Annotated in this window: 15 protein-coding genes; 8 read left to right on the top strand and 7 right to left on the bottom strand. The window is 75.7% G+C overall.

The genetic code is table 11. The annotated features are described in order from the left end of the window. Positions 1 to 166: 166 nt before the first annotated feature. From ACWCHM_RS12370 to ACWCHM_RS12350, 5 genes are all read left to right on the top strand, one after another. Complete coding sequence (locus ACWCHM_RS12370; RefSeq protein WP_454222507.1) at positions 167 to 4,276, top strand: SpoIIE family protein phosphatase; 4,110 nt, start codon at positions 167 to 169, stop codon at positions 4,274 to 4,276. Beyond that, the gene (locus tag ACWCHM_RS12365) at positions 4,273 to 4,572 is read left to right on the top strand and encodes an STAS domain-containing protein (protein WP_204959871.1); all 300 of its coding nucleotides are present in this window, start codon (positions 4,273 to 4,275) and stop codon (positions 4,570 to 4,572) included. Before ACWCHM_RS12370 ends, ACWCHM_RS12365 begins: the two co-directional genes overlap by 4 nt. A 170-nt stretch (positions 4,573 to 4,742) precedes the next feature. Beyond that, positions 4,743 to 7,790: a M48 family metalloprotease gene (locus ACWCHM_RS12360; RefSeq protein ID WP_454222506.1), complete on the top strand. Its 3,048-nt coding sequence runs from the start codon at positions 4,743 to 4,745 to the stop codon at positions 7,788 to 7,790. 82 nt (positions 7,791 to 7,872) lie between these two features. Continuing rightward, positions 7,873 to 8,349, top strand: a complete 477-nt coding sequence (locus ACWCHM_RS12355; RefSeq protein ID WP_454222505.1) for a hypothetical protein — start codon at positions 7,873 to 7,875, stop codon at positions 8,347 to 8,349. Beyond that, positions 8,346 to 9,236 (top strand): hypothetical protein, encoded by an 891-nt coding sequence (locus ACWCHM_RS12350; protein WP_454222504.1) that lies wholly within the window; start codon positions 8,346 to 8,348, stop codon positions 9,234 to 9,236. Before ACWCHM_RS12355 ends, ACWCHM_RS12350 begins: the two co-directional genes overlap by 4 nt. 29 nt (positions 9,237 to 9,265) lie before the next feature. Here ACWCHM_RS12350 and ACWCHM_RS12345 read toward each other — a convergent pair whose 3' ends face one another. From ACWCHM_RS12345 to ACWCHM_RS12335, 3 genes are all read right to left on the bottom strand, one after another. After that, positions 9,266 to 9,973 carry a VOC family protein gene (locus tag ACWCHM_RS12345; protein ID WP_454222503.1) on the bottom strand — a complete coding sequence of 236 codons (708 nt, stop codon included), beginning with the start codon at positions 9,971 to 9,973 and terminating at the stop codon, positions 9,266 to 9,268. 254 nt (positions 9,974 to 10,227) lie between these two features. Continuing rightward, positions 10,228 to 11,961, bottom strand: a complete 1,734-nt coding sequence (locus ACWCHM_RS12340; protein ID WP_454222502.1) for an ABC transporter ATP-binding protein — start codon at positions 11,959 to 11,961, stop codon at positions 10,228 to 10,230. Next, positions 11,958 to 13,700: an ABC transporter ATP-binding protein gene (locus ACWCHM_RS12335; protein ID WP_454222500.1), complete on the bottom strand. Its 1,743-nt coding sequence runs from the start codon at positions 13,698 to 13,700 to the stop codon at positions 11,958 to 11,960. The genes ACWCHM_RS12340 and ACWCHM_RS12335 overlap by 4 nt, the downstream gene beginning before the upstream one ends. 176 nt (positions 13,701 to 13,876) lie before the next feature. On the opposite strand from ACWCHM_RS12335, the gene ACWCHM_RS12330 reads away from it, so the two are divergent. Beyond that, on the top strand, positions 13,877 to 15,031 hold the full coding sequence (locus ACWCHM_RS12330) for a hypothetical protein (RefSeq protein ID WP_454222499.1): 1,155 nt from the start codon (positions 13,877 to 13,879) through the stop codon (positions 15,029 to 15,031). Between the two features lie 14 nt (positions 15,032 to 15,045). Continuing rightward, complete coding sequence (locus ACWCHM_RS12325) at positions 15,046 to 18,255, top strand: BTAD domain-containing putative transcriptional regulator (RefSeq protein WP_454222497.1); 3,210 nt, start codon at positions 15,046 to 15,048, stop codon at positions 18,253 to 18,255. Here ACWCHM_RS12325 and ACWCHM_RS12320 read toward each other — a convergent pair. Beyond that, positions 18,215 to 19,042, bottom strand: a complete 828-nt coding sequence (locus tag ACWCHM_RS12320) for an ABC transporter permease (protein WP_204959863.1) — start codon at positions 19,040 to 19,042, stop codon at positions 18,215 to 18,217. The genes ACWCHM_RS12325 and ACWCHM_RS12320 overlap by 41 nt on opposite strands. Next, complete coding sequence (locus ACWCHM_RS12315; protein ID WP_204959862.1) at positions 19,039 to 20,016, bottom strand: ATP-binding cassette domain-containing protein; 978 nt, start codon at positions 20,014 to 20,016, stop codon at positions 19,039 to 19,041. Before ACWCHM_RS12315 ends, ACWCHM_RS12320 begins: the two co-directional genes overlap by 4 nt. Positions 20,017 to 20,219: 203 nt before the next feature. Here ACWCHM_RS12315 and ACWCHM_RS12310 point away from each other — a divergent pair, with 203 nt between their 5' ends. Continuing rightward, a complete protein-coding gene (locus tag ACWCHM_RS12310) occupies positions 20,220 to 20,867 on the top strand; it encodes a DUF2238 domain-containing protein (protein WP_454222496.1) in 648 nt (215 codons plus the stop codon). Between the two features lie 104 nt (positions 20,868 to 20,971). Here the strand turns inward: ACWCHM_RS12310 and ACWCHM_RS12305 are convergent, their stop codons facing one another. Continuing rightward, entirely contained in the window at positions 20,972 to 22,111 is a 1,140-nt protein-coding gene (locus ACWCHM_RS12305; protein ID WP_454222495.1) for a CaiB/BaiF CoA transferase family protein, read from the bottom strand. Beyond that, entirely contained in the window at positions 22,101 to 23,267 is a 1,167-nt protein-coding gene (locus ACWCHM_RS12300) for an acyl-CoA dehydrogenase family protein (protein ID WP_204959859.1), read from the bottom strand. The genes ACWCHM_RS12305 and ACWCHM_RS12300 overlap by 11 nt, the downstream gene beginning before the upstream one ends. Between the last annotated feature and the right edge of the window lie 116 nt (positions 23,268 to 23,383).

Below are 23,383 nucleotides of genomic sequence, written 5' to 3'. Positions count from 1 at the left end.
TGGGTCGGACCGGGAGACGCCGGACCTTCGCGTCCCGTCCGATTTCTGCTGCGGCGACGCATACGGCATGCTGTGCCGCAACGGCAGGAGACTCTGCCGGTGGCCGGCGACGAACCGCGGACACGCGGTCGTCCCTGCGCGAGACGTGCGGGAGGGCGGGGCGGTGATGGCCGAGGCTGAGGCGGGGCGTTCCGTGTTCACCGGTGCCAGCGAGATGGCGGCCCGGATGCGCGCCTTCGACTGGCCCGCCACCTCGCTGGGCGCGGTCGACGACTGGCCGGCGAGCCTGCGCACCGCCACCCGGATCTGCCTGACCTCCCGGTTCCCCATGATCGTCTGGTGGGGCCCGGAGCTGCGCTTTCTCTACAACGACGCCTACGGCCCGCTGCTCGGCAGCAAACACCCGGCCCTCGGCAAGCCCGGCGACCAGGTGTGGGGCGAGATCTGGCACATCATCGGGCCGATGCTGCGCGGCGTGGTGCAGACCGGCGAGGCGACCTGGTCGGAGGACCTGCTGCTGCCGATGAACCGGCACGGCTACTGGGAGGAGACCTACTGGACGTACTCCTACAGCCCGCTGCACGACGACGACGGTGTGGTGCGCGGCGTGTTCACCGCCGTCAGCGACACCACCGAACGGGTCATCGGCCAGCGGCGGCTCGCCGCGTTGCAGGACCTCGGGGCCCAGGCCGGCACCGCCCGCACCGTCGGTGAGGCGTGCGAGCTGGTCGCCGGGTCGCTCGGCCGGGCCGGGGCCGACGTGCCGTACGCGGCGGTCTACCTGCGGGGGCGCGACGGCGGCCTGCGGCTGACCGCCAGCACCCGCGCCGGCGAGGTCGACCGCGCGGGCGGGGCCACCGCTGCGGTGTGGCCGGTGGCGCAGGTGCTCGCCGACGGTCGCCCGGCGCACGTCACCGACCTGCTCGACCGGGCCGGCGAACTGCCGGCCGGCGGCTGGCAGACCGCACCGACCGAGGCGATGGTGCTGCCGCTGCACGGCGAGACCGGCGCCGAGGACATCGGCGTCGTCGTGCTGGCCGCCAGCGCCGGCCGGGCGCTCGACGACGGCTACCGCACCTTCTTCGACCTGGTGGCCCAGCAGAGCGCCGCCCTGATCAACGGCGCGGTCGCCTACGAGGTGCAGCAGCAGCGGGCCGAGGAACTCGTCGAGCTGGACCGGGCCAAGACGGCGTTCTTCTCCAACATCAGCCACGAGTTCCGCACCCCGCTGACGCTGATCAGCGGCCCGTTGCAGGAGCTGCGGGCCCGGCTGGGCGACGGGGACGCGCAGGTCCGCGACGAGCTGGACGTCATGCACCGCAACGCGTTGCGGCTGGGCAAGCTGGTCACCGCGCTGCTGGACTTCTCCCGCATCGAGGCCGGCCGGATGCAGGCCAGCTACGAGCCCGTCGACCTGTCCCGGTTCACCGCCGAGCTGGCCAGCGTGTTCCGGGCGGCCGTCGAACGCGCCGGCCTCACCCTCGACGTGGACTGCCCGCCGCTGTCCGGGCCGGTGCACGTCGACCGGGCGATGTGGGAGAAGGTGGTGCTCAACCTGCTCAGCAACGCCCTCAAGTTCACCTTCCACGGCGGCATCCGGGTCACCGTGGCCGACCGCGACGGCACCCCGACGGTGCAGGTCGCCGACACCGGCATCGGGGTGCCGGCCGACGAGATCCCCCGGCTGTTCGAGCGCTTCCACCGGGTGCCGCAGGCCCGCTCCCGGTCCCACGAGGGCAGCGGCATCGGCCTGGCCCTGGTCCGGGAACTGGTCGGCCTGCACGGCGGCACGATCACCGTGGACAGCACCCCGGACGTCGGCACCACCTTCACCGTACGGCTGCCGTACGGTGTCGCCCACCTGCCCGCCGAACACGTCGTCACCGGCGTCGGCGCGCCGGTGCCGTCGGACAGCGCCGAACCGTTCGTCGCCGAGGCGCTGCGCTGGCTGCCGGCCGCCGGCACCGACGTCCGGCCGACGCCGCAGCCGTCGCCCGCCGACCTGCCGGGCGCGGACCGACCCCGGGTGCTGATCGCCGACGACAACGCCGACATGCGCGAGTACCTGCACCGGCTGCTGCGGTCCCGCTACGACGTCACCGCCGTCGGCGACGGGCTCGCCGCGCTGGCCCAGGCCCGCACCGCACCGCCCGACCTGATCGTCAGCGACGTGATGATGCCCGGCCTGGACGGGCTCGAACTGGTCGCCGCGCTGCGCGCCGAACCCCGCACCATGGGGGTGCCGGTGCTGCTGCTGTCGGCCCGCGCCGGCGGGGAGGCCGCCGTCGAGGGGTTGGAGGCCGGCGCCGACGACTACCTGGTCAAACCCTTCTCCGCCGAGGAGCTGCTGGCCCGGGTCCGGGCCAACGTCGACCTGGCCCGGTTGCGTAACCACCACGCCAACTGGCGGACCGCGATGATCAACTCGTTGCAGGAGGGGTTCTTCGTCCTCGACGCCGACGGCGCGCTGGTCGAGATGAACACCGCCTTCGCCGAGCTGTTCGGCTACGGCCCCGAGGGCCTGCCCTACCGACCCCGCTACCCGTGGTGGCCCGACGACGTCGCCGACGCCTCGGCCAACCGGCTGGTGGCCGACGCGTTCGCCCAGGCGATGACCGTCGCCCACGGATCGTTCGTGGTGCCGCTGCGGCACCGCGACGGGCACCGCCTCTGGACGGCGGTCGCCTTCAACGCGGTCACCGACGACCAGGGCCGGCGGATGGTCGTCGGCACTATCCGCGACGTCACCGCCGAACGTTACGCGGTGCAGCGGGAAACCGCCCTGAGCACCCTCAACCAGCGGCTGTCCCGGGCCGCCAGCACCAGCGAGGCGTTGCGCGCCGGCGTCGAGGAGCTACGGCAGCTCTGGCAGGCCCACCGGACGGTCGCCACCCTCTGGGCACCCGACGGCACACCGGCGGTGACCGCCACCCCCGGCACCGACTGGGGGCAACTGCCCGACCCGGTCCGCGAGACGGTCACCGCGCTGCGGGCGCAGCCGCCGCTGCGGATCACCATCGACGCCGCCACCGGGGCCCGGCCCGCAGGCGTCGGCACCACTGTCGACTCGCCGCAGGGTCCGCTGGTGATCTGGCTCGAACTCGACCCGGCACGCGGCTTCGGCACCGAGGACCAGATGCTCCTGTTGCTGCTGTGCGGGGCGCTCGGGCAGGCGTTGCACCGGGCCCACGCCGCCGACCAGCAACGGGAGGTGGCGGTCGCCCTGCAACGCTCCATCCTCGGCCCGGCCGAACTGCCCGCCGGGTTCGCCGTCCGCTACGAGCCGGCGACCCGCCCCCTGGAGGTCGGCGGCGACTGGTACGACGCGGTGGACCTGCCCGACGGCCGGATCGGCATCGTCGTCGGCGACTGCGTCGGCCGGGGCCTGCCCGCCGCCGCCGTGATGGGCCAACTGCGCAGCGCCTGCCGGGCGCTGCTGCTGGAGGCGTCCGGCCCGGCGCAGGTGCTCACCGCCCTGGACCGGTTCGCCCGGATGCTGCCCGGTGCGGCCTGCACCACCGTGTTCTGCGGCATCCTCGACCCGGAGAGCGGGAAGCTGACCTACAGCAGCGCCGGGCATCCACCGGCGATCCTCACCCACCCCGACGGCCACACCGAGTTGCTGGCCGCCGGCCGGGGCAGCCCGCTGGGCATCCCGTCGCGCGGTGGCCGCCCCGACGCGGCAGCCGTCGTGCCGCCCCGGGCCGTGCTGCTGCTCTACACCGACGGCCTGGTGGAACGCCGCCGCCAGTCGCTCGACACCGGCATCGCGCAGGCCGCCTCCGCCGTCCGGGAGGACCACACCGCCGGGGTGGAGCAGCTCGCCGACCGGGTGATGCAACGGATGACCCCGCAGGGCGGGTACGACGACATCGCCCTGCTGCTCTACCGTCACCCGGCACCGTTGGAGCTGTCGTTCCCCGCCGACCGGTCGCAGATGGCCCCGGTGCGTTCCACCCTGCGCCAGTGGTTGCGCCGCACCGGTGCCGACCCGCACCTGGCCCAGGACGTGCTGGTGGCCACCGGTGAGGCCTGCGCCAACGCGGTCGAGCATGGTCACCGCGACGCCCGTCCCGGGCTGATCCGGCTGCTCGCGGTGGCCGCGGGCACCGACCTGTTCGTCACGGTGGTCGACTCCGGACGGTGGAAGGTGCCCGAGATTGACCACGACCGGGGACGCGGCATCAACCTGATGCGCGCGTTGATGTCGCACGTGCACATCCGGACCACCGACGCCGGCACCACCGTCGAGCTGCACACGAGGATTCCCGTATGAACACGCCCCTGGACCTGGCCACCGGCCGGCAGCCCGACGGCGCCCCGCTGGTGACCGTCGCCGGTGAGATCGACATGAGCAACGCCGACCGGTTCCGGGCGGCGATCGCCGACGCGCTGGTCGACGGGCACCTGCTGACCGTGGACCTGACCGGGGTGGAGTACCTCGACAGCGCCGCGCTCGCCGCGTTGTTCGCCCACGTCGACCGGTTGCGGGTGGTGGCGAACCCGTTGCTGGCCAGCGTCCTGACCATCTCCGGCCTGGCCGAGCTGACCACGGTGACCTTCGCCGACTGACCCCGCCCGGCTGCCGGCCGCGCCGGACGGCCCACCCGACGGCGACACCCGGCTGCCGCGACCCCGCCGCTTCGGGTGGTGTGTCAGGCGACGATCGGAGATCCGACAGCCCTGCGGTGACCGGCACCCTACGCTCGCCCTGCCTCCGCCGAGCGGGAAGCGGGTGACGCATGGGCAGCACCGACCACCGTCCACTCCCGACCGATGCGCAAGCCCCGGCCGATGCCGCCCCACCCGCCGTCCGCGCCGATGCCGCCCCACCGGCGGGTACCCCGTCCGGTGCCGCGGCGGTGCCGGGTCCGCCGCCGGCCGGCCTGCCGCGTCGCCGCCGGCCCACCCGGCTGCGCTGGCTGCACCTGCTGATGTTGCTCTGCCTGGCCGGGGTGGGGGTGGCGGCCGGCGACGCCGTCTTCGTCGTGCACGACCTGGGCCGCTGGGGCGAGGTCCAGGCGTGCGCGGCACTCGACGACCTCCCGCCGGACGGCGGGGAGGCCGCCCGGTTACTCGGTCGGGGCGCGCGGTACGACCGGTGCGCCGCGGGTTTCGAGCTGGTCCGGGGGTTGGCCCAGCTCGGCGGGGCGGTGGGGGTGCTCGGGCTCGCCGGGGTGGCCGTGCTGCTCGACGGCCTGTCCGCGCGCCACGCCGTGTGGCGTCGGGTCCGCCGTCGCCCGGCCGGTGAACGGGGTGTCGCGGTGGTGCGGGAACGCTTCGAGCACTGGTGCGACACGCTCGGGCTCGACCGGCGTCGGCCCCGGCTCGTCGTCGCGCCGGTCGGCGTCCGGCAGGCGTACACCACGGCGGTGCCGTTCGGCCGGCCGCTGGTGGTGGTGCCGGTGGCCCACGCGTACGGCCGCCCGGACCTGCTCGACCTGGTGCTGCTGCACGAGTTGGCGCACGTGCGGGCCCGGGATGTGGCGTGGGCGTCGGCGACCCGGTGGACCGGTGGGCTCATCCTGCCGGTCCTGGTGCTGGTGGTGACGCCGGTGCTGGTCGATCCGGGGCCGGCGACCCGGTACTACGTGCTGACCCTGCCGGTCACCGCGCTGTTCGCGGCCGGGACGCTGCTGTCGCGGGCGGCGGTGCTGCGCCGCCGTGAGCACGCCGCCGACCGGTTCGCGGTCGACCACGCCGACCTGCGCGACACCCTGGCCGCCGCCGGTGGTGACGACGACCCGCCCCGTCGGGCGCGGTGGTGGTGGCCGGGCCGCTGGCTGGCCCGCCATCCGACGGGCGTGCAGCGGGTCCGGGCGCTCGACCGGGAACCGCGCTGGGAGGACGGCTTCACCGTCGCGGTGGTGGCCGGCCTGGTGGCGATGTTCGGCTTCCAGTCGCTGCTGCGGCCACTGACGCACGGGGTCGGCGCGGTTGCGCCGGGCGACGCCGGTGACGTCGCGATGGCCGTCGCGGCCCTGTGCTGGGCCGTGGTCGTGGTGCCGCTGTGGTCCCGCCGCCCCGCGTCGGTACGTCGGCGGTGGTCCCGGATGCTCGGCTCCGGGCTCGGGCTGGCCGGCGGATACCTCCTGCCCGGCTTCGGGGCGACCAGCCCGGTGTACGCGGTGTTCCTCGCCGGCTTCCACCTCGGTGCGTTCGCCGCGCTGCTGCCGGTGCTGGTCGGGGTCGGCGCGGTGGCCGTCGGGTTCGCCGAGGCGGTGGCGCGGGTGCCGTCGGGGATCCGCCGGAGGGTGACCCTGGTGGTCACGGTGCTCGCGGTGGCGGCCCTGCTGACGGCGGTCCTGACCACCGCCACCCTGCTGGTGTTCGGCCACTGGGCCTGGCACAGCGGGCCGATCGACCGGGCCCTGTGGAGCACCCCCGGTTTCGCCGCCCGGGTGGCCCTACCGGCGGTGCCGCTGGCCGCCCTGCTGCTGGTACGTCGGCCGACCCGTGCCCGCCGGCCACCGCGCCCGGCGGCCTCCCCGCCGGACGCGCCGCCCGCGCCGGTCGCCGCCGGCCCCCGGCGGCTGATCGCGCTGATCCTGCTGACCGGCGGTACGGCGGTCGTCGCCGGCCTCGCCGCGACCGAGCTGGTCGCCGGCCGGACCGCCGGTGGGGACGCCTTCTTCCTGCTGTTCCTCCGCTGGTGGCTGTGCGCGTCGGCCGGCTGGTGGGTCGCGTCGGTGGTGCTGCTCGCCCGGGGGGTCCGGGGCATCGCCGTGGCCTGGACGGCCGGGGTCGGGGTCACCGTCGCCGCCGGGTCCGTCCAGTTCGCCCGGGACGTCGTCGCCGGCGTCGGCCCGGCGCCGGCGCACCTGCTCGCCTTCCTCGAACGGCCGGCGTGGCTGCTGCTCGCCGCGCTGGTGGTCACGTCGCCCCCGGTGCTGCTCCTGCGTGAGCTGTGGACCGGGTGCCGGGCGTGGGCCCGCCGCCGCCGGCCGGCGCGCCGCCACGGTCCCTGGGCGTCCTGGCCGCCGCCGGTGCTCGCGGCGCTGGTGGCCGTGGCGGTGGCCGGTGGGGTGGCGGCGGGTTGGACCGCGCCGGTGACCGGGCGGGCCGGCGACTGGGATCTGCTACGGTCGGCCCGGGTGGAACCCGCCGCGCCGGACGACGGACGTCCTCGACCGGCAGCCCGGGACCCGGGCCGGCCGCTGGACCGGGCCGCGGTCGACGCCGCCCTGGCCGAGGCGCGACGCAGCCTGCCGGCGGACTGGACTCCCGCGCCGGGGCTCAGCCCGTTCGGGGTGACCGACCCGGCGGGGGTGCGGCCGTCGGCCTGCGCCGACCGGTTCGCCGCCGACGCCCGCGCCGAGCGGGCCCGGCCGGCGTCGGCCGAGGGCACGGTCGTCCTGGCGGTGCCGGCCACCACGTTGCCGCCGCTGGGCGCGACCTTCCAGCTGCGGCTGACGTCGTACCCGTCGGCCGACGCGGCGGCCCGGGTGCTCGCGGCGGCCCGGCAGGCCGTCACCGCCTGCCCCCGCTGGTCGTACCCGTCGGCGCTGGCCGACGGTGGCGTCGCGCACCGGTGGACGGTGGCCATGCCCCGCGCCGACCTGCCGTACGACAGCCTGCGGGTCAGGATCACCGACTCGTCGACGGTGGGCGGGTTGCCCGCCGTCGCCGGTGGGACGCGGGTCGTCGTCGCGGTGGGGCGCACCGTGCTGTCCGCCGAGATCGCCCTCGGTATCCCGTTCCGCGACCAGTTGGAGCCGAAGGAGCGACTGCTCCTGGACGACCTGGCGGTGGTCGGTGCCCGTCTGGTCGTGCACGCCCTCGATTCCTGACCGCGACCCGCCGGTACCCGACCCGCTGGCGGCGACCCTCCACCATCGACCTACCGACCCTGCGACCGATCGGCGGTGCACCATGACGGATCTGACGGCCCGGCCGGGGCCGATGCTGCTCAGCGACCTCGCGCGGGAGGTGGTGCTGGCCGCCGCGCCGCAGGAGTCGGCGCTGCTGCCCGAGGTGACCGCCGCCTGGCTCGCCGGTGAGCTGGGAACACCGGGGCGGGGCGGGCGGTGGCACGGTGGACGGATCGGCGTCGGGCTGGATGACGGCCTGCTCGTGACGGTGGTCTACCCGGTGCTGGCGACGGCGCTGACCCAGGTGCTGGCACCCGCCGCCGAGCGGGGCTGGCGACGCCTGTGGCGACGGTGGCGACCGCGCTCCCGCCGTACCGATGTGGTGGTCTCCCCGGAGGTGCTGGCCCAGGCCGAGGCGGTCCGCGACGCGATCCTCACCGCCGGATCCGCCCTCGGGGTGTCCCGCCGGCGCTGCCAGCTGATCGCCGAGGCCGCGTACGCCGCCCTGCTGCGCCGCCAGCTCGGGGACGGGTCGTGACCGGGCCGAGCCGCCGCCGGCTGCTGGGGTTGGCGGGGCTCACCCTGGGCGGACTGCTGGTCGGCTGTGCCGGGCCCGGCGACCCCCGACCGTCGGCTGCCGGGCCGTCGACGCCCACGCCCGGCTCGTCGCCGACGGGTGGTCTGCCGGCCGCCGACGTCCTGGTCGACCGGCTGGCCGGCTACCCGAGCGCCTTCCGGTTCACCCCGACGAACACCACGACCAGCGACGAGGCGGCGGTGGCCCGGGCGCGGGTGGCGATGCGCACCGAGTTGGTGGCCTTCCTCGCCTGGGCCGGGACCAACGGGCACCCCGATCTGCGGGCGGCGTTGCCGGCCGACCCGGGCTGCGAGGGGTACCTGCTGGACCCGCTGGTCGGCAACGACGAGACCCTGGACACGGTGCCGCTGGCCGGCGCCCGGGAGCCGTTCGGGCGGCTGATTCCCGACAACGAGACGGTCAAGAGCTACCTGGGCACCCGGCAGGCCGGGTTCGCGCTGGTGATGCTGAAGGTGATGATGTCCCGGGCGGCGTACGCCGGGCTGGTCACCAACTCCCCGCTGGTCCGGGTGGCGGCCGGCAAGAACGTGGTCACCATCTATCCGGTGACCGCGCCCGAGCCGCCGGGCGGCGATAGCTACCTGTCGCTGCTGCCGGGCCTGCGTGAGGCGTTCCGGGCCGATCCGGCGCGGCGGTGGCTGGTGGCCAACCCGGGGCAGAACCTGTCCGCGGCGAACCAGCGGCGGCTGCTCGACGGCGGCGGCACGCTGCACACCGCCGACGGCTACCGGGTGGTGTACGTGGACAGCGCCCGCGCCGGCTACGTCCCGGCCGCCGTGGCGCGCGCCCTGTACGACGGGCTGCGGGAGGCGGCCGCGCCCCGGTAGGCGGGCGGACCCGCCCCGAGGGGTGGGGGTCAGCCCACGGTCACCCCGAACGCGTTGCCGTCCGGGTCGGCCAGCAGGACGACCCCGTCGGCGGTGGCGTCGAGCCGGGTGGCTCCGAGGGCGACCAACCGGTCGACCTCCGTGCGGGGGTCGGTGCCGGCGGTGGCGAGGTCGAACCGTTGCGGATTGCGGCCCCGCTGCGGGGCGACGGGCGGCCCGCCCCAGGCGACCTTCGTGCCGCCGTGCGGTGCCTGGACGGCGGTCTCCTGGTCCTGGTCCCACACCAGCGGCCAGCCCAGCGCCCGGCTCCAGAAGAGGCCGACCTCGCGGGTGCCGTCGCAGGCGACCTCCCCGAGCCGGCCGCATCCGGCGAGGAAGGTGTTGCCCGGCCCGATGACGCAGAACTCGTTGCCCTCGGGGTCGGCCAGCACGACGTGCGTCTCCTCGGGGCGCTGCCCGACGTCGAGGTGGCTGCCGCCGAGGGCGATCGCCCGTGCGACCTGTAGCCGCTGGTCGTCGGGGCTGTCGCTGGTCAGGTGCAGGTGCATCCGGTGGGGTCCGGTGCGGTGCGGCTGGCCCGGCACGAACCGCAGGTCGGGTCGGGTGTCGGTGCCGGGCAGGCGGACCCCGTCGGTGCCGTCTGCGACGGTGTCCTGGCCGAGCAGGTCGGCCCAGAACCGGGCCAGTCGGGTGGGGTGCCGCGCGTCCAGGGTCAACGTCAGGTGTCGCGGGAGCATCCCGGCACCGTAGCGACCTCCGCCGGTGGGCGACAACGGTTTTACGGCGCGCGGCCACCGGGTGGCGGCAGGGGTCCGGGCGGGGGACGGGCGTTGCCGCCCGGACCTGCCTGCCGACGACGGGGGCCACCGTCCACCACATCGACCGTGATGACTTTACGGAAATGTTTCGGAAACTTCAAGTGGTCCTGGGCGTCGAACCCCTGCCCATGGGCTACATAGGCAGGGAAAACTTTCGAACTGGTGGTGGCCGGTCAGTGGCCGTGCCAGGAACGCCAGAGGGAGGCGTAGACGCCGTCGGCGGCGACCAGGTCGTCGTGCCGGCCGATCTCGGTGATCCGGCCGTCCTCCAGCACCGCAACCCGGTCGGCGTCGTGCGCGGTGTTGAGCCGGTGCGCGATGGCGATCACCGTACGGCCGGCCAGCACCGCACCGAGCGCCCGTTCGGTGCGCCTGGCGGTCGTCGGGTCCAACGCGGCGGTCGCCTCGTCGAGGATCAGGATGTCCGGGTCGGCCAGCACGAGCCGGGCCAGCGCCACCTGCTGGGCCTCGGCCGGGCCCAGGTCGCGCACCCCGGCCCCGAGCGGGGTGTCGAGACCGTCCGGCAGGTCGGCGTACCAGTCGGCCCCCACCGCGGCCAGGGCCGCCCGCAACTGCGCGTCGGTGCCGCCCGGCGCGGCGAACGCCAGGTTGTCCCGCAGCGTACCGAGGAAGACGTGGTGTTCCTGGGTGACCAGGGCGATCCGGCGGCGGCGTTCGGCCGGGTCGAGGTCGGTGACCGCGACCCCGCCGAGGCTCACCATCCCCCGGGCGGGCACGTCGATGCCGGCGAGCAACCGGGCCAGGGTGGACTTGCCCGCCCCGGAGGGGCCGACCACGGCCAGCCGTTCCCCCGCCGCGACCGTCAGGTCGATGCCGTGCAGCACCTGCGGGCCGTCCGCGTACCGGAACGTCGCCCCGCGCACCTGCACCACGCGCCCGGTGGGCAGGGCCGCCCGGCCCCGGGGTTCCGGCGGCACCTGCCCCACCCCGAGCACCCGGGCGTACGAGGCGATGCCGCGCTGCGCCTGCTCCACCCACAGCAACAGCCGGTCCAGCGGGTCGACCGCCTGTTGCAGGTAGAGCGCGGCGGCGACCACCTCACCCAGACTGACCCGCCCCCGCGACAGCAGCACACCCCCGGTGATCAGCACGGCGGCGATCGGGATCGGATAGCTGCCCTCCACCACCGGGAAGAACACCGACCGCAGGGCGAGGGTGGCCCGCCGGGTGGTCCACACCGCGCCGATCCGGGCGGTGCCGTGGGCGACCCGGTCGCCGCCCAACCGCAGCGCTTCGATGGTCCGCGCGCCCTCGGCGGTCGTGGTGAGCGCCTCGGTCAGCTCCGCCGTCGCCGCCCCCTCGGCCAGGTAGGCCGGGGCGGCCCGGCGCAGGTACCAGCGCACCACCATCGCGATCGACGGGAGCCCGGCGAGCGCGGCCAGGCCGAGCAGCGGGTCCAGCAGGAACACCGCGCCGAACAGCAGCGTCAACTGGGTCCCCGCGATGACCACCACCGGCACCACGTCGCGCAGCATGGTGCCCACCGTGGACACGTCCACCGAGCTGCGGGTGGCCAGGTCACCGGTGCCGGCGTGCTCGACCACCGAGACGGGCAGGCCCAGCAGCCGGGTCACGAAGTCCTCGCGGAGCCGGGCGACCGCCCGCTCACCGAACCGGTGCCCGGCGTACTGGGCGTAGCGGGCGAGCAGCCCCTGCGCCAGCACGCAACCGCCGATGGCCAGCGCCGACCGGTCCACCGCGCCCGCCCCGGCTCCGGCCGTGACCTGGTCGACGATCCGCCCGATCAGCCACGGCGCGGCCAGCCCGGCGAGGGCGGCGGCGCTGTGCAACGCCAGCACCCCGACGACCGCCCACCGGTCGCCCGCGAGCATGTCACGGGCGGCCCGCCGGACCACCGTCGGGCCCGCGACCGGCAGCTTCGTCATCGGCCGGTCCGCCCCGCAGGCGTGTCGTCGGTGCCGCTGGTGCGGGAGACCAGCCGCCGGTAGTCCGGGTCGGCGGCCAGCAGCGCGGCGTGCGTCCCGGTGCCGGTGACCCGGCCACCGCGCAGGTGGACGACCATGTCGGCGTGCCCGAGCAGCACCGGTGAGGTGCTCAGCAACACCGTCGTGCGTCCCGTACGGGCCTGCCGCAGGCGCTGCGCCACCCGGGCCTCGGTGTGCGCGTCCACCGCCGATGTCGGGTCGACCAGGATCAGCACCTCCGGGTCGGCGAGCAGGGCACGGGCCAGCCGGACCCGCTGCCGCTGACCGCCGGAGAGGGTACGGGCCCGTTCGCCGACCGGGGCGTCGAGGCCGTCGGGCAGCCCCTCGACGATGTCGCGGGCCGACGCCACGTGCAACGCCGCGTCGATCCGGGCGTCGTCGACGGTGCCGTGCGGGCCGGCGAGGACCTGCCGCAGGGTCCCGGCGAACAGGTATCCGTCGTGGTCGGCGACGAGGATGCGGGAGCGCACCTCGTCGAGGTCGACGGCCGTCAGCGCAACTCCGCCCCAGGTGACCGCGCCGGTGACGTACCGGCCCAGCCGGTCGGCCAGGGCCACCGCGTCGGCCGGGTCGTCGGCGGCGACGCCGACCAGCCGGCCCACCGGGACGGTCAGCCCGCTGTCCGGGTCATGCAGCGGGGCCGGGCCGGCCGGGGCGGGACATGTCGCCGGGCCGCCCACCGGGTCGGGGTCGAGCCGGAGCAGGTCGACGATCCGCCGGGCCGCGACCCGGCCCTGGATCAGCTGGTAACTGCCCTCCAGCAGGAACCAGACCGGCACGATGAGCACGGCCACGTAGCCGTAGACGGCCACCAGTTGCCCGACGGTGATCCCGCCCGCCACGGCGGTGCGGGCGGCCAACCACACCACCACGGCGAGGAACACGCCCGGGATGACCGTGGTCAGCGCGTCGACCCAGCTGAGCACCGCGCCGACCCGGTAACCCTCGGCCCGCAGCCGTTGCGACCGGGCGGCGTACCGGCGGGCGAACAGGTGCCGGCCGCCGACCCCGGCGAGCACCCGCAGGCCGGCGACGATGTCGTCGGCCCGGGTGGTCAGCTCGCCCTGCTGCTGCCGGTAGACCGCCTCGGCCCGCTCCAGGCGGCGCAGCAGCGGGCCGACGACCAACGCGACCACCGGCACCCCGAGCAGCGTCACCAGCGCCAGCACCGGGTCGATCGACCAGAGGACCACGGCCGCCACCGCGTACGCCAGCACCGCCCCCACCCCCGGGCCGGTCAGGGTGAGCACCTGCGAGGTGCGCACGATGTCGTACCCGCCGACGGTGGCGACGTCACCGGCGGCGAGCCGGCGGGGGAGAACCGCGCCGACCCGGGCGAGCTGCCGCAGCAGCACGGCCGCCGAGCGGGCGCTGGCGTCCTCGCGGATGAACGTCATCGTCCGGTGCCGCATGATGCCCAGCCAGGCCAACACCGCCCCGGCGGCCACGATCGCGGCGACCCAGCCGAGCAACGCCCGTAGGTCGCCGGTGCGCAGCCCGTCGTCGACGGCGCGGGCGACCAGGAACGGCCGCACCGACAGCCCCACCATCCAGGCCGTGCCGAACAGCGAGCCGCGCAGCACCCGCCACGGCTGGCAGCGGACCAGCCACCAGATGTACCGCAGCGGCCCCGCCGTGTCCGGGGTGCCCGGGTCCGGATGGGGCAGGCGTGGAGGCACCGACCCAGGCTAGTCACCGGCCGCCGGCCGCACCGGCCCGTCCGGGGCCACCGCGCGGTGGCGTACACCTCAGTGCCCGGCCCGGTGGCGGCGTTGACGCGGCGTACGACGACCGGCAAGCTCCTGTGTTCGGATCGTCGGCGGCGGGCGTCGCCGGCCACGGCGGGGGAGGGTCGATGGCGTGGCGGACGGCCACCCGCGGGTCGGCGCTGCTCACCGCGCTGCTCGTGGTCGGCACGGCGACGGTGGCCGTCTCCGGCCCGGCCCGCGCGGCGACGCCGACCACGGTGTGCCGGATCCGCGACGGGCGGCTGACCGAGATCTCCGGGATGGTGGCCACCGACTCCGGGTTCGTGATGGTCAACGACGGTGCCGACGAGGCGTCCCACCGACGCATCTTCTTCCTCGACACCCGGTGCGCGGTGGTGCGGACGGTGGCCTACCCGTCGCGGCCCCGCGACACCGAGGACCTGGCGGTCGGCCCGGACGGCACGGTCTGGGTCGCCGACATCGGCGACAACGACCGGACCCGGTCGACGGTGGCGCTGTGGACACTGCCGCCCGGAGCCCGCCGGCCGGTGCTGCACCGCCTGACCTACCCCGACGGGGCGCACGACGCGGAGGCGCTGCTGCTCGACGGGGCCGGCCGGCCGGTGGTGGTGACCAAGCAGGGCGGCAGCGCCGGCGTCTACCTGCCGGCCGGGCCGCTGCGGGCCGGCGCGACGGTGCCGTTGACGCTGGCCGGGCAGGTCCGGTTGCCGCTCACCACCACCCCGAACCCGTACTCGTTCTTCGGCCGCCGGCTGGTCACCGGCGGGGCCGTCGCCCCGGACGGCCGTGCGGTGGTGCTGCGCAGCTACGCCGACGCCTTCGAGTACGAGGTCACCGACGGCGACGTGGTGGCCGCGCTGACCGGCGGCACGCCCCGGATCGTGGCGCTGCCCGACGAGCCGCAGGGCGAGTCGGTCAGCTACAGCCGCGACGGCCGCTTCCTGCTCACCGTCTCCGAGACCGCCGGCCAGCCGCCCGGCACCCGGCCGACGGTGCTGCGCTACGCCCGCCCGGCGGCCCGCACACCGGCCGCGTCGTCCCCGCCCGCCCCGACGGCATCCGACCGGGCACCGGCAGCGTCCAGCGCGTCCCCGACGGCGGTGTCCCCGGGCGCGGCCCCCGCCGCCGGTCCCCGGGCGGCCGTCGGCGGGACCCGGTCACTGCTGCTGGGGGTCGGGGTGATCGTCGCCGGCCTGCTGCTGGCGGTGCTGGTCGGGGTCGTCCGGGCGCGGTGGGCCCACCGCTGGCCCGGGGACGACGACGCAGCGGCATCCCGGTGAGGGATGCTGGACCCGTGCAGATCAGCATCCTCGGCCCGCTCACTGTCGACGGCCGGCCGATCCGGGGCGAACGGCTCGCCGCCGTGATCCGCACGCTGGTCGACGCGCGGGGCCGGGCGGTCTCCACCCCGCTGCTGGTGGACGCGGTGTGGGACGGCACGCCGCCGGACGACGCGACCGGCGCGGTGCAGGCCCTGGTCTCCCGGGTCCGCCGGCTCGGGCTCCCGGTGCTCGCCGTGCCGGGTGGCTACCGATTGCCCGCCGAGCAGGTCACCGTCGACGCGGTCGCGGCCCGGTCGTTGCTGGAGCGGGGCCGGGCCGCTCTGCGCGACGGTGCCGGCCCGGCCGCCCGGGACGCCGCCGAGGCGGCCCGGGCGCTGTTCCCCGAGGTGCCGCAGTGGGACACCGGGGAGACCAGCCGGCTGTTCGCCGACGTCGTCGCGTTACGCGCCGAGGCGGCGCTGACCGGCCCCGGCCCGTACGACGACGGCGACCTGCGGCGGCTGGTGGCGCGGACCCCGCCGGACGAGCCGTCGGCCGCCCTGCTGGTCCGGATGCTCGCCGCCCAGGGGCGCGACGCCGAGGCCCTGGAGGTGCTCGCGCGGTTGCGCACCGAACTGGCCGACCGCTACGGCACCGACCCGTCGCCGGTGATCAGCGAGGTCCACCTGGCGTTGCTGCGGGGTGAACTGAGCCCCCCGGCCGCCCCGGCGTCGCCGGCCCGGACGGCCCTGCCGGCGGCATGGCGGCGGCCGGTGACCGCGCTCGTCGGCCGGGAGCACGATGTCGAGGCGGTGCAGGCGGCGCTCACCGAGGCGGCCCTGGTGACCGTCGTGGCCACCGGCGGCGCGGGCAAGACCCGGCTCGCCGCCGAGGTGGTACGCCGGGCGGTGGTGACCGGACGACCGGCCCGGGTGATCGAACTGGCCGGCCTGCGGGCCGCCGAGGAGGTGCTGCCCGCCGTCCTGGCGACCCTTGGCGGGGCGGACACCACGACGGCCGGCGGCACCCTGGGCCTCGACCGCCGGGTACTCACCCCGCAGGAGCGGCTGCGTGCCCTGGCGCCGGATCTCGACGGTCTGGTGGTGCTGGACAACTGTGAACACCTCCTGGACCCGGTGGCGGCGGTCGTCGCGGACCTGCTTGCGGTGAGCCCACCGGAGGTGGCCGTGCTGGCGACCAGCCGGGCGCCGCTGGGCCTGGCCGGGGAGCGGGTCCACCGGTTGGCCGTGCTGCCCGACGCCGACGCGGTGGCGCTTGTCGAGTCCCGGGCCCGCGCCGGGGGTGCGGTGCCCACCTGGGACACCGACCGGGCGTTGGCGCTGTGCCACCGGCTGGACAACCTGCCGCTGGCCCTCGAACTGGCCGCCGCCCGGCTGCGGCACATGCCGATCGACGACGTGCTCGCCGGGCTGACCGACCGGTTCGCGCTGCTCGACGCCGCGCTGCGCGGCCTGCCGGAGCGGCACGCGAGCCTGTGGGCGATGGTCGACTGGAGCCGGGAACTGCTCGCCCCCGCCGACCGGGACCTGCTTCAGCGGGTCGCGGTGGTCCCCGCCCCGTTCACCGCCGACCTCGCCGCCGCCGTCGCCGGCCTCCCCGACGTCCGGCGTGGGCTGGCGCGGCTGGTCGAACAGTCCCTGCTGACCCTCGTCGAGAGCGACGGCCCACCCCGCTACCGGATGCTGGAGACCGTCCGCGAGTACGGCGAGGCCCGGCTCGACGCCGCCGGTGACCGTGCCCCGGCCATGGCCGGCCTGGTCGGCTGGGCCCGGTGGCAGGCGGTCGGGCTGCTCGACCGGTTCATCGGTCCCGACCAGCTCGACGCGTTCGACCGGTGCGCCGCCGAGCAGGACAATCTCGTCGCCGGCCTGCGGTGGGCGGCCGGGCACGACGACGAACCGGCGGTGGTGGACATCGCCACCCCGCTGTTCCACCTGTGGGCGGTGCGGGGCCTGCACCTGGAGGTCTCCGGCTGGTCCCGGGGCCTGCTGCACCTCGACGCCCCCGAGCGGCGGGGCGGCTCGGCGATCGTCTCCGGCCGGGCCAGCGGCCGGTCGTTGCCCAACGCCGACCGGCTGGCCTGGATGTGCCTGCTGGTGGTGGTCAACGCCGGCATCACCGGCCCGCTGCGGCTCGCCGTGCTCGCCCGCCGGGCCCTGCGCCGGCTGCTGGCCGAGCGGCCCCGGGAGGTCTCCTCCCGGCACGCGGTGCTCGCCTCGGTGCTGCCGGCGTTCGACCAGCTCGACCCGGAGCAGGCGCTGCCGGGCACCACCACCCTGATCGAGCATCCCGACCCGTACGTGCAGGGCTTCGGCCTGTTCGCCCGCGCGGCGATCGGGGACAGCGGGGGTCTGCCGACGGCCTCGGTGGCCGACGCCGAGCAGGCGTACCGCCGGTTCGAGACGGCCGGCGACCACTGGGGGATGGCGATGGCGGCGCAGGTCGTCGGGCACGGCCTGACCCCCACCGACGGCGGGTCCACCGAGTGGCTGGCGCGCGGCGTGCACCACATGGAACTGATCGGCGCCACCCAGGACGTCCGCGCCGCCCGGGTGGTGCTGGATGTGCAGCTCGCGCTGCGCGGTGACCCGGCGGCCGAGCGGCGGTTGGTCGAGACGGCGACCCCCGGCCGGGGGGAGGAGGTGGAGACCGCGCAGGCGGGCCTGGGGTTGGCCCGCCTCGCCTGGCAGCGCGGGCGGCACGCCGAGGCGCTCGACCACGCCGACGCGGTGGTCCGCTCGCTGGCCGGCTGGACCGGCCCGCCGCCGCAGCCCCGGGTGGTGCTGCGGGTCGCGGTGGCGGTGCTGCGCCTGCGGATCGCCGAGGTGTGGCCGGCCGCCCGGCGCGACGTCGACCTCCGCGCCACCGAGCTGCTGGCCACCGCCGGCGCGGAGGCGCTGTCGTCGCGGGACCTGCCGGTGATCGGGACCTGGGCGTTGGGCGGTGCCGAACTCGCCGCCTGGCGCGACGACGTCGGGACCGCCCGGGAGCTGTTCGCGCTCGGCACCCGGCTGGGCAGCAACTCGGCGGCGTTCTTCCCGTCGGGCATCGGGGAACGGCTCACCGCCGCCCTCGGTGACGAGGCGCGGCGGGAGCCGTTGCTGGCCGGGTGGCGGGCGCGGCCGGCCCCCGCGGCCGTCGCCCGCATCGGCGAGCTGATGGACGACCTGCTCGGCCGGATCAGACCCGCCGACGGTACGCGCGCAGCGCCAGTGGCATGAACACCGCTACGAAGCCGGCGCACCACAGCAGCGTCCACCACACGTGGTTGCCGACCGGGGTGCCGAGGAACAGTCCGCGCATCGCCGTCACCAGGTGGGTCAGCGGGTTGACCGTCACCACCGCCTGCATCCAGCCGGGCAGGGTGCCGGCGTCGACGAACACGTTGGACGCGAAGCTCAACGGCATGATCAGCGCGAACATCACCCCCTGCACCGCGCCCGGCGTGCGGACCTTCATCCCGACGTAGACCGGCAGCCAGCTCAGGCAGAGCGCGAACAGCACCGCGAGCAGGCACCCGGCGAGGGCCCGCACCGGGCCGGACTCGACCCGGAAGCCGAGCAGGTAGCCGATCCCCAGGGTCGAGACGGTCACGATCACGTACCGCACCACGTCGCCGAACACCGCGCCGACCAGGGGCGCGGACCGGGGGACGGGCAGCGACCGGAACCGGTCGAAGATGCCCTTGGCGATGTCGGTGTTGAGGTTGACGCCGATCGCGATGCACCCGGTGGCGATGGTCTGCGCCAGGATGCCCGGCAGCAGGTACTGGAGGTAGTCGTGGGTGGAGCCGGCGACCGCGCCGCCGAAGACGTACACGAAGATGACCAGGAACAGCACCGGTTGCAGGGTGACGTCGATCAACGCCTCCGGGGTGCGCCAGGTCTTGATCAGGCTGCGTTTGGCCAACGCCAGCGAGTGCCGCAGCAGGCGCAGCGGCCGGGGGTGCGCCACGACGGTGGACAGCGTCGGCCCGGTGCGCGGCGGGGTGCCGGTCAGGGTGCTCATGCGGCGACCTCCGTACGGGTGGTGTCGTCGTCGGCCGCGGTACGGCCGGTGAGGGTGAAGAAGACCTCGTCGAGGCTCGGCAGGTGCAGCGAGAGTTCGGTGACCGCGATGCCGGCGGCGGCCAGCCGGGCGACGCTCGCGGTCAGCGCGGAGTCGTCGGTGACCGGCACCGCGAGCACACCCCTGCGGATCTCGTCGGCGGGTGCGCCGGAGCCCACCGCGGACAGGATCGCCGCCGTCGGGGCCAGCTGTGCCGGGTCGGTCGGGCGCACTTCCAGGGTCTGCCCGCCGACGACCCGCTTGAGCCCGTCCGGGGTGTCGTGGGCGATGACCCGGCCGTGGTCGATCACCGTGATCGCGTCGGCCAGCGCGTCGGCCTCCTCCAGGTACTGCGTGGTGAGTAGCACGGTCGCCCCGTTGGCCACCAGCGACCGGACCACGTCCCACATGTCCTCGCGCTTGGCCGGGTCGAGGCCGGTCGTCGGCTCGTCCAGGAAGATCACCTCCGGCGAGCCGACCAGGCTGGCGGCCAGGTCCAGCCGGCGGCGCATCCCACCGGAGTAGGTCTTGGCCGGCCGGTTCGCGGCGGCGGTCAGGTCGAACCAGTCGAGCAGTTCGGCGGCCCGCCGCCGCGCGCCGGCCCGGCCGAGTTCCAGCAGCGTCCCGAACAGTTCCAGGTTCTGCCGCCCGGTCAGGTCCTCGTCGACCGAGGCGTACTGGCCGGTGAGGCCGATGGACTGCCGGACCCGCTCGGCCTGGCGTACCACGTCGAGGCCGTTGATCCGGGCGGTGCCGGCGTCCGGGGTCAGCAGCGTGGACAGGATGCGCACGGCGGTGGTCTTGCCGGCCCCGTTGGGGCCGAGCACCCCGAGCACGGTGCCCCGGGGAACGGCGAGGTCCACCCCCTGCAACGCCCGGGTGCGGCCGAAGGACTTGACCAGGCCCTCGGCTTCGATCATCAACTCAGCTGTCATGCCAGCCAGCGTGCGCCGGCCGGCTGACACCGCGCCGACATGCCACCGACACGCCGCTGACGCCCCGCCCGGGGGTCAGCAGCGGACGGGTCAGGGCCGGCGGGGAGCATCCGGCCCGGCGACCGCGACCGGGTGCGGGCGCTGTTATCGTCGGCGGCCGGGCGGCGACTGGGCGGCCCCCACGCATCGAACAGGTGGTCGCCGTGACCCGGGCCCGTACCCTCGTCCCGCCGGTGCTGCTGGGTCTCGTCGTCGTGGTGCTGGTGCTGTCCGGCATTCGGCCGTACGACCGGCTGACCTGGCTGCTGGAGACGGTCTGGGTGCTCGTCGGCGTGCCGGTGGTGCTGCTGGTGTGGCGGCGGTTCCCGCTGACCACCCTGCTGTGCTGCCTGCTGGCGGCGCACGCGCTGGTCCTCGTCGTCGGCGGCCACTGGACGTACGCGCGGGTCCCGCTGGGCGACTGGGTACGCGACGCGCTCGACCTGTCCCGCAACCCGTACGACCGGCTCGGGCACTTCGTGCAGGGCTTCGTCCCGGCGATCCTGGTCCGCGAGATCCTCGTCCGGCGCTCCCCGTTGCGCGGCAGCCGGTGGCTCGCCCCGCTGGTGGTCTGCGCCTGCCTGGCCTTCAGCGCCTTCTTCGAGATGATCGAGTGGTGGTCCTCGGTGGCCGGTGGCGCCGCCGCCGACGACTTCCTCGGCACCCAGGGCGACGTCTGGGACACCCAGTGGGACATGTTCCTCGCGCTGGTCGGGGCGGTCACCTCGCTGGCCCTGCTCAGCCGGTGGCACGACCGCCAGCTACCGGCCGCCACCCCCGCCCGCCCGGCTCCCGCCGTCCCGGTGGGCTGACCGGCCCGGTCCGTCGCCGCTCCGGCTCGACTGCCCGCCGGTCGCCCACCGCCACACCCGGTCGGGCCCCGGACCGGTGGTCGCCGGCCGGCCGGGTCGGCAGGTCACGGTCGGTCGGCCCAGGTGTCGAGGACCGTGGCGACGTCCAGCGGCTCGGCCGGGTCCGGCGCGGGTCGGGGCGGCGGCGCGGGGGTCCGGGCGAACCGGGGCGCGGGGGCCGGCTGCACAGCGCCGTCCACCTCGACGAACGTCCCCCGGGCGGCGTTGTGCGGATGGCGGTGCGCCTCGGTGGGGGCGAGCACCGGCGCGACACAGGCGTCGAGGTCGGCGAAGACAGCCGTCCACTCATCGCGGGTGCGTCCGGCGAACCGGGCGGTGAACCGCCGCCGCAGCTCCGGCCAGCCGGCCGGGTCGTACTGGGCGGGCAGCGTCGGGTCGTCGGCCAGGCCGAGGCCGGTCAGCAGCGCGGTGTAGAAGGCCGGTTCCAGCGCGCCCACCGCCACGAACCGGTCGTCGGCGGTGCGGTAGGTGTCGTAGAACGGTGCGCCGCCGTCGAGCAGGTTGCCGCCCCGGGGCGCGGTCCACCGGCCCGCGCCGAGCATCCCGTGCAGGAACGCGGTGAGCAGCGCCGACCCGTCGACCATCGCGGCGTCGACCACCTGCCCGAGGCCGGAGCGTTCCCGTTCCAGCAGCGCGGCCAGCACCCCGGTCGCGAGCAGCATCCCACCCCCGGCGAAGTCGCCGAGCAGGTTCAGCGGGGCGTGCGGGCGGTGGCCGGGGCGGCCCAGCGGCTCCAGCGCGCCGGCCAGCGCGATGTAGTCGATGTCGTGCCCGGCGCGGGCGGCCAGCGGGCCGTCCTGCCCCCAGCCGGTCATCCGGGCGTACACCAGGCGGGGGTTGCGGTCCCGGCAGGTCGCCGGCCCGAAACCGAGCCGCTCGGCCACCCCCGGCCGGTACGCCTCGACCAGCACGTCGGCCCGGTCGACCAGGCGCAGCAGGTCGGCCACCCCGGCGGGGGTCTTCAGGTCCAGCGTGGTGACCCGCCGCCCCCGGTGCAGCGGGCCGGTCGCCGGGACACTGAGCCGTCCCGGGCCGACGCCGCCCGGCCGGTCGACGCGCACCACGTCCGCGCCGAGGTCGGCCAGCACCATGCAGCCGAACGGGGCCGGGGCCAGGCTCGCCAGCTCCACGACCCGTACCCCGGCGAGCGGTCCGCCGGTGGGCGCGTCGGGGTCACAGGGCACGGGCGATCAGCTCCTTCATGATCTCGTTGGTGCCGCCGTAGATCTTCTGCACCCGGGCGTCGGCGTACATCCGGGCGATCGGGTACTCGGTGGTGTAGCCGTAGCCGCCGAACAGTTGCAGACACCTGTCGACCACCTCGCACTGTCCCTCGGTGAGCCAGGCCTTCGCCATCGCCGCGGTGGCCACGTCCAGCTCGCCACGGTCGTGCCGGCCGATGCAGTCGTCGAGGAACACCCGGCTGACCCGGGTCCGGGTGGCGCACTCGGCGAGCACCATCCGGGTGTTCTGGTGGCCGATCAGCGGTTTGCCGAAGGCGGTGCGTTCCTTGACGTACGCGGTGGTCAGCTCGACGGCCCGCTGCATCGCCGCCACCGCGCCGATGCCGATGACCAGGCGTTCCTGGGGGAGCTGCCGCATCATCTGGCCGAACCCGAGCCCTTCGGCCCCGCCGAGCAGGTTTGCCGCCGGCACCCGCAGCCCGTCGAAGAACAGCTCGGCGGTGTCGTTGCCGTGCAGCCCGATCTTGGACAGCAGCCGGCCCCGCCGGAATCCCTCGGGCTCTGCGTCGACCTCGCAGACCAGCAGGGAGATGCCGGCGGCGCCCTGCGTCGGGTCGGTCTTGACGGCCAGGATGACCAGGTCGGCGAGGCCGCCGTTGCTGATGAACGTCTTGGCCCCGGTGACCAGGTAGTCGTCGCCGTCGCGCACGGCCCGGGTCCGCATCGCCTGGAGGTCGGAGCCGCCGTCGGGTTCGGTCATCGCGATCGCCCCGACGAGTTCCCCCCGGCACAGTCCGGGCAGCCAGCGCCGTTTCTGCTCGGCGCTGCCGTAGGCGACCAGGTAGCCGGTGACGATGCCGCTGTGCACGGCCAGCCCGAGGGTGCTCTCCCCGACGTGCGTCTGCTCGTGCAGCAGGACGGCCTCGTGGGTGAAGCCGCCGCCGCCCCCGCCGTACTCCTCGGGCACGGACAGGCCGAGCAGGCCCAGCTCGCCGGCGCGCCGGTAGTGGTCACGGTCGGGGTGGCCCTGCGCCAGCAGCCGTTCGGTGTGCGGCAGTACCTCCCGGGTGAAGAAGTCCCGGGCGAGGTCGGCGAGGTCGTCGTGTTCGGGCGCGCGCCACGGCGGGGTGTAGGTGTCGAGTCCAGGCGTCGGCATGGTTCCACCCTCACGCCCTGTTGGCGACGTGTCAACAATCCTTGATCATCGTCCGTCGTCGGCCCGGTCGCCGCCCGGGTGACGGGCCCGGCCCACCGACCCGGGACACGCCGTGC

The sequence above is a fragment of the Micromonospora sp. SCSIO 07396 genome (assembly GCF_053667945.1).
This window is presented reverse-complemented; position numbering and strand designations above follow the sequence as displayed.